We start from the raw sequence: 6,539 nt of genomic DNA on the forward strand, positions 1-6,539 counted from the left end.
GCAAGCCAAGAAAAGGCGAGCCCTAAAGAGGCCTTCACTATTGCTAATGACTAAAGATTGAACCATGTTAGACTTTCAGTCGTATAAGAAATCTACCTGCTTTCAGCAGGTAGTGGTTTAATAAAAGAGGGCCACGATGTCCTGTGCATTGACAATTTCTTTACCGGCACAAAAGATAATATCCTTCATCTATTAAACAACCCCCATTTCGAGGTCATGCGGCATGATATTACTTTTCCACTGTATGTGGAAGTGGACGAGATCTATAATCTTGCCTGTCCGGCATCTCCTATTCATTATCAGTTTGACCCGGTTCAAACAACCAAGACCAGTGTACACGGTGCAATCAATATGCTGGGGTTGGCAAAACGAGTTAAAGCGAAGATTCTACAGGCCTCGACCAGCGAGGTCTATGGCGATCCTGAAGTACACCCTCAACCGGAAAGTTACTGGGGGCGTGTCAACCCTATTGGATTGCGGTCATGCTATGATGAAGGAAAACGATGTGCTGAGACACTTTTTTTCGACTACCACCGGCAACACAAGCTGCGCATTAAGGTGGCCCGGATATTTAATACCTATGGTCCGCGCATGCATCCCAATGATGGTCGTGTGGTATCCAATTTTATCCTTCAAGCCCTACGCAATGATCCGATTACTGTTTTTGGAGATGGATCTCAGTCCCGGTCCTTTTGCTATGTGGATGATCTGATTGAGGGATTAATAAAACTTATGAATACCCTGGACGATTTTATAGGCCCCATCAATCTTGGTAATCCCTCTGAAATCAGCATGCTTGAATTGGCGGGGAAAATCCTGAAAATAACCCATTCAAAATCAAAAGTAGTCTTTAAACCTCTGCCTCAAGATGACCCTGTCCGCAGACGTCCGGATATTACATTGGCCAAGGAGAAGTTAAATTGGCAACCAAAGGTAGGTTTAGAAGAGGGACTGGGAAGAACAATTGAATATTTCAAAAGCTTGAGCTGAAAAATGGGAATCCGTATGTTCATTCAAAAACAGTCCCCCAGATCACATACATTCTCAGCAAAATGACGCAAAAACCTATTTACCTTGATGTTTGTACTTTAAGCAGGCCTTTTGACGACCAAGACTATATGAGAATAAGGCTTGAAACAGAGGCTGTTAACCTAATATTATCAAAAGCAAAAAAGGGCAGATACAGGTTGTTAGTCTCTCCCGTCCATATTAAAGAAGTAGGTGCCATTCCGGATGCAATTGAGCGAATTGAATTACAGATGGTTTTAAATAGACTGGGTGAACCTATAAAGGTAGATATGGCCAAAACACGGGTACGGGCTGAGGATTTGGTTAATTTAGGTTTTGGAATCGCAGATGCTGCACATGTTGCGTTTGCAGAACAGGCTGGGGCATCATTCATAAGTTGTGATGATAGACTTATTAAAAAATGTATGAATCACAGGATAAATGTATGGTGTGGTAAGCCCACTGTCTTTTGTGAAAAGGAAGGTTTAAGATGAAAAGTACAAAATATATGCATGAAGAAGTCGTAATCAAAAGGGCTGTTAAGGTGCTTATCGAAGAATTGGGACCAGTGGAGGCCATTCGATTTATAAATATGCCTAAAAGGAAAAGAATGGAAAGCGTTAAGCGGCATAGAGAATGGCAGAAGCTATTGAATAAGGACCAATTTTTTGAAGAACTATTTGCCACATGAGAACATGATGCTTGCCAGCTAATAGGTTTTCTCGCTTGCCCAGATCAACACTCTCAACGATCCTAACTATTTCATAGCTCAACGAACCGTAAGGTGAGAAACGTTTAAAATCATGGTCCTTCCCCTTTTCTTGGATGATGCTCCAATAACGCTAAAACTGGCGTCTCTAAGCAGATGTCCGGATATTACATTGGCAAAGGAGAAGTTAAATTGGCAACCAAAGGTAGGTTTAGAAGAGGGACTGGGAAGAACAATTGAATATTTCAAAAGCTTGAGCTGAAAAACAGAAATCCGTATGTTCATTCAGAAATGGCGTCCCCCATTCTACTGGAGGCACACCCACATAATCTCCAGGCCCCTATGCTCCCCCAGACTTTTTGTCTTTACTCTCAATACTCTCAACGCTCCAAACGATCATGGAATTTGCAAAAAGTTCAATTAGTCAGCAAGGTCCCAAAAATTCTGGGCTAAAATCACGCCTTCTGAAAGGCACTGGCGCCCAGGCATTTGGGCAGGGAGTGCAGATTTTTATCCGCCTGGCCGAAGTTCCCCTGCTGCTGGCCTTTTGGGGCGCCCAGCTTTACGGCGAATGGCTGATGCTAGCGGCCATTCCGGCCTATCTTTCCATCGGCGACGGCGGCTTTGCCACTGCTGCCTGCCGGGACATGGCCATGAAAAGCGGGGCGGGAGACCGGCAAGGGGCGCTTGCCGTATTTCAAAGCACCTGGCTGCTGCTACTGGTGGTTTCCCTGGGCGCCTTTTTGCTGGCCTATAGTTTTGTCGCACTGGTGCCTTTGCACAATTGGCTCGGCTTTACCACCATGACCGCTGCCGATACCAGGGCAGTGCTGCTCCTGCTGGTGGTACATGTGCTGATCGGGTTTCAGGGAGGGTTGCTAAACGGCGGCTTCTGGGTTACAGGCAGATACCCAACGGGCATGGCCCTTGGCGCCTTCACGCAATTGCTTGAATTTTGTGGACTTGCCATTGCCGTGCTTCTCGGCGGCGGACCGGTTCAAGCAGCAATCGGGTATGTCAGCGGCAGAGCTCTGGGTATTGGGCTGACGTGGTTCGTCCAGCGCCGGGTCAGCCCCTGGCTGCGGCATGGCTTTGCCCATGCCTCCCTGACAGAGCTTCGCCGCCTCACGGCTCCGGCCTTTGCCTCCCTGGCTTTTCCCCTGGGAAACGCCCTCAACATTCAGGGCATGCGCCTGGTGGTGGGCCTGGCCCTGGGCCCGGCTGCTGTGGCCGTGTTCACCCCGCTTCGCACTCTGAGCCGCCTGGCCATGCAGTCATGCGCCGTTATCAACCGGCTCATCCAGCCGGAAATGGCCCTGGCCTATGGCGCTGATGATACACCCCTTTTTCAACGACTCTTTTTCAAATCCTGTCAGTTTTCTCTGTGGGGTTGCCTGGTGGCCGCCGCAGTGGTGGCATCAGCTTCTTATTGGATTTTTCCGGTCTGGACAAGCGGTAAGGTCGTCATGCATTGGCCGGCATTGAGCCTGCTTTTGGCGGGTGTACTGGTCAACAGCATCTGGTACACGGCCCTGATGGTGCCGTATGCCACCAACCGGCATGCGCGCATCGCCGTTGTTTATAGCCTGGTTTACGGAGCCGGGGCATTTGTTATGGGTTACCTTGGCGCAAAGGCTTTGGGACTGAGCGGGGCGGCTCTGGCGCTGATGGCAGTTGAAATTGTAATGGCCGTAATTGTGGTCCGCGCTGCATTGAAGATGGCCTACATGGAAATGGATCAGTGGCTGTGGGCAGTCTTGAGACCGCCTCTTGATATTTTGAGGCGAATGGTGAAGCTAGACCTCTCAAATACGCGTCGAGCTAATTAGACCAACGGTTTAAAATACACGGATATCCCAGTGGTTATGCAAACAATCCACCGCTTATACGTGAAAAAGTAAAGGGTTGAACATGAAAATTGAAAGGGTGTGCGGGCATTCTTTTTCCAGGGACTTGCTAGGGAATCCTGCTGTAGTCTTTGACTGTGGCGCAAACCATGGCGAGTTTTCAAAATGGATTTCTGAAAATGCGAACGGGATTGTCCACGGATTTGAGCCTGATCCGCGCCTCTTTCCTGACCTGCCTTCTCTTTCGAATACTCATTTTCATCATATTGCGGTTTCAGGAACGGGTGACCCGTTGAGGTTAAAACTGGGAGAGGCGCGTGATAGTAGCGCGTACTTTTCTGAAAAAATCGAACAGGAATCCATAGTCGTCGAGTCTATTAAGCTCGACGAATTCTGTCGGGAAAATTCGATCACACGCGTAGATCTGATAAAGCTGGACGTCGAAGGCGCAGAGATAGAGATACTAACCAATTTGCCAGAGGAATTTCTTCGAAATATAGGGCAAATTACGGTCGAATTCCATGACTTCATCCAAAAAGCTGATCAGCCCCGCATACGTAATGTCATTTCAAAGCTGCGCAATAGTGGATTTTTTTGTGTTAAATTTTCTCACCATGATTATTCTGACGTGCTTTGCATAAATACAAAAATTTATTCTATTGTCTGGTGGCAAATTTTGTATATATATATTATAAAGTATTTCAATGGCTTATTACGTCTGGCGCGCCGAAGGCTGAATTTTTAGCCGCCCCAAAAGGCCATTAAATTGTCTTGTATCGTAGCGGACTGCTCTGTATAGCAAAAATACCCCAAAATGATTGTTTCATAGCGACGAGGTAAAGAATTTATGAAACCCATCACCGCTACGCTCGTCTGCATCGGCAAATTCCACCTTTTTGCACTGGCTCGAGAATTGCTCAAAAAAGGAATGCTGGAGCGTATCTTTTCCGGCTACCCCTCCTGGAAGCTGAAAGATGAGGACATTCCGCCAGAACGGCTGACTACCTTCCCCTGGCTGCAAACCCCCTACATGGCCCTTGGTAGATGGGGGCTATTGGGAGAAGGCCGATTCCAGCGTGAACTTGCCTGGCACGCCCACGAGACCCTGGACCGCCATGTGGCCAGGTGCCTTGTAGAGGAGAATGTCTTATCGCAGGAAATATTTTATGGAGGCTTAAGATGAATAAAATAGGGTATACTTCCGTGAAGACACTGTGGCATTATTCTCATGCGATTTCGTTTTGGTTGTTTTTGCAGATGGAAGTACTGCGCCTGAGAAGGTCTGGACGAAATATTCCAGCCTATATTGACAAAATAATTTGGCATTGCCCATCGGAGGCCGAGGATTGGGTAAATTTGCTCTGTTTTCTCGATACGAGTGAGTGCATTCTTCTGGTAGATATTGGCGCCAATGTGGGCGAATTCAGCAACGCCTTTCGAAGGTTGTTTCAGAGATCTCATATAATCGCCTTTGAACCAACGATAGAGGCATTCGCGGCTTTGAAGTCTTCTTTTGAAGATAACGAAAACCTGCTGGCCGAAAATGTCGGGATATCCGACACTGCCGGAGAAATGGAAATGTATGTTCCGAAGGATAACAGGCTATCCTCTTTTGTGGCATACACTGACATTACAAACGAATATCGTCAGATGGATGTCGCCAACACTCAAACTGTTGCGATTAGAACCCTTGATAGTTATGAGTCAACAATACGAAAAATGAATAATACTGATGCTGCCGCAAAGGTTATGATCAAAATAGACGTTCAGGTGCATGAAATCAATGTTCTCCGAGGGGGGAGCTGTTTTGAAAATGGCGGACATTGTTTTGTGTTAATGCACATTCGCCCATGTTTATAAAGGACTGAAACCATCTTTTCCAAAGGTGTGCAGAATGCTTGAAGAAGTCGATCTTTACCCTGTCATTTTTCAGGAATATGGGTATCAGGTCTCCAATTATGCAACAGAGCGCGATGTCATCTTCGTAAAACCCGATCTTCTTGGAAATATCTTTTATGGGAAGACCGCTGTTTAACGCAATAAAGCGGCTTACCGGCCGTACTTAGAGTATATGCTATGGTGATAATTTCAAACGGATTTAGCAAATTCCATCTCGCTGTTGCCGCTGAAGAGCTTTTTAACCGCTCTTATTTGTCGATGTTTCTGACCGGCGCATACCCTAAACAAAATATCCGTAAAGTCTTACGCTTTGGGCCCTTGCGGAGATCCAGAAAGATTTTTCGCCTTGAGGCCAGAGGTCAGAATTTCGACGACCGGCTTGTTGTGCCACTTTGGCTTCCTGAAAGCCTTCATGCCACGGGGCTTTTCTTGAGAAGAAAAGGTTTGGGGCCGCGCCGCATTGTGGATATTCTCAATAATAAATCGCTCATGGCGTATGGCAGGCAGGCAACAAGGCATATTTTAAAGGCAGCGACTAAGGGCGTCCGAATTTATCACTACAGGGCCGGATTCGGGCATGAATCTGTTCAGGCGGCAAAGGCTTTTCAAATGGTTACGATCTGTGACCATTCAATCGCCCATCCTGCCCTGTTGGAGTATCTTGTTACAAATAACGGAACTTTCCCGACCAAAGGTATGGCCGGTCCGATAAACAATTTCTGGGCACTGGTTCTTCGTGACATAGAACAGGCCGATTACGTACTTGTTAACTCAAATTTTGTAAAAGAAACCTTTCGCCATCAGGGTTGGGATACACATAGTGTAAAAGTGATATATTGGGGTGTGGATGACCAGTTTTTAGGTGCCCTGGATTCATGTCCCCGTCTCCAACCAACAAACGATGAACCATTAAGATTTTTGTCTGCCGGTGCGTTTGAAAGGCGCAAAGGAGTCTGTCCCGCAAATATTAGTTGCAAAATGAGGCCGAATTCGGTAAAATATTATATAATTTCAACATGATAATTGCTTTTTGAGGGCCTCATGAACTACAATTTCAGAAGCTATAATCCGGAGCA

At 46.6% G+C, this 6,539-nt stretch carries 8 protein-coding genes and 1 pseudogene; all 9 read left to right on the forward strand.

Features of this window, described 5'->3' with window-relative positions; all coding sequences use genetic code 11:
- Positions 1–90 precede the first annotated feature (90 nt).
- The 9 genes and pseudogenes from C4B57_00870 (at position 91) to C4B57_00910 (ending at position 6,483) form a co-directional block, all read left to right on the forward strand.
- Positions 91–990, forward strand: coding sequence for an NAD-dependent dehydratase (locus C4B57_00870; protein PXF56036.1), 900 nt, complete (start codon positions 91–93; stop codon positions 988–990).
- A 62-nt stretch (positions 991–1,052) separates the two neighbouring features.
- On the forward strand, positions 1,053–1,502 hold the full coding sequence (locus C4B57_00875; GenBank protein PXF56037.1) for a hypothetical protein: 450 nt from the start codon (positions 1,053–1,055) through the stop codon (positions 1,500–1,502).
- Positions 1,499–1,699, forward strand: a complete 201-nt coding sequence (locus tag C4B57_00880; GenBank protein PXF56038.1) for a hypothetical protein — start codon at positions 1,499–1,501, stop codon at positions 1,697–1,699. Before C4B57_00875 ends, C4B57_00880 begins: the two co-directional genes overlap by 4 nt.
- 172 nt (positions 1,700–1,871) lie before the next feature.
- Positions 1,872–1,979: pseudogene (locus C4B57_00885) on the forward strand (NAD-dependent dehydratase).
- 238 nt (positions 1,980–2,217) lie between these two features.
- On the forward strand, positions 2,218–3,546 hold the full coding sequence (locus C4B57_00890) for a hypothetical protein (protein ID PXF56039.1): 1,329 nt from the start codon (positions 2,218–2,220) through the stop codon (positions 3,544–3,546).
- An 82-nt stretch (positions 3,547–3,628) separates the two neighbouring features.
- Complete coding sequence (locus tag C4B57_00895) at positions 3,629–4,309, forward strand: hypothetical protein (protein ID PXF56040.1); 681 nt, start codon at positions 3,629–3,631, stop codon at positions 4,307–4,309.
- Between the two features lie 102 nt (positions 4,310–4,411).
- Positions 4,412–4,747 carry a hypothetical protein gene (locus C4B57_00900; protein ID PXF56041.1) on the forward strand — a complete coding sequence of 112 codons (336 nt, stop codon included), beginning with the start codon at positions 4,412–4,414 and terminating at the stop codon, positions 4,745–4,747.
- Entirely contained in the window at positions 4,744–5,424 is a 681-nt protein-coding gene (locus tag C4B57_00905; protein ID PXF56042.1) for a hypothetical protein, read from the forward strand. Before C4B57_00900 ends, C4B57_00905 begins: the two co-directional genes overlap by 4 nt.
- Positions 5,425–5,640: 216 nt before the next feature.
- The gene (locus C4B57_00910; protein ID PXF56043.1) at positions 5,641–6,483 is read left to right on the forward strand and encodes a hypothetical protein; all 843 of its coding nucleotides are present in this window, start codon (positions 5,641–5,643) and stop codon (positions 6,481–6,483) included.
- The last annotated feature ends 56 nt before the right edge of the window (positions 6,484–6,539 follow it).

This window comes from Deltaproteobacteria bacterium (assembly GCA_003194485.1).
Lineage (GTDB): Bacteria > Desulfobacterota > Dissulfuribacteria > Dissulfuribacterales > UBA3076 > UBA3076.

What these genes read in the sequence shown, in the direction of transcription:
- C4B57_00875 (PXF56037.1), top strand. Translation starts at nt 1,053, where the DNA reads ATGACGCAAAAACCTATTTACCTTGATGTTTGTACTTTAAGCAGGCCT.
- C4B57_00880 (PXF56038.1), top strand. Translation starts at nt 1,499, where the DNA reads ATGAAAAGTACAAAATATATGCATGAAGAAGTCGTAATCAAAAGGGCT.
- C4B57_00895 (PXF56040.1), top strand. Translation starts at nt 3,629, where the DNA reads ATGAAAATTGAAAGGGTGTGCGGGCATTCTTTTTCCAGGGACTTGCTA.
- C4B57_00900 (PXF56041.1), top strand. Translation starts at nt 4,412, where the DNA reads ATGAAACCCATCACCGCTACGCTCGTCTGCATCGGCAAATTCCACCTT.
- C4B57_00905 (PXF56042.1), top strand. Translation starts at nt 4,744, where the DNA reads ATGAATAAAATAGGGTATACTTCCGTGAAGACACTGTGGCATTATTCT.
- C4B57_00910 (PXF56043.1), top strand. Translation starts at nt 5,641, where the DNA reads ATGGTGATAATTTCAAACGGATTTAGCAAATTCCATCTCGCTGTTGCC.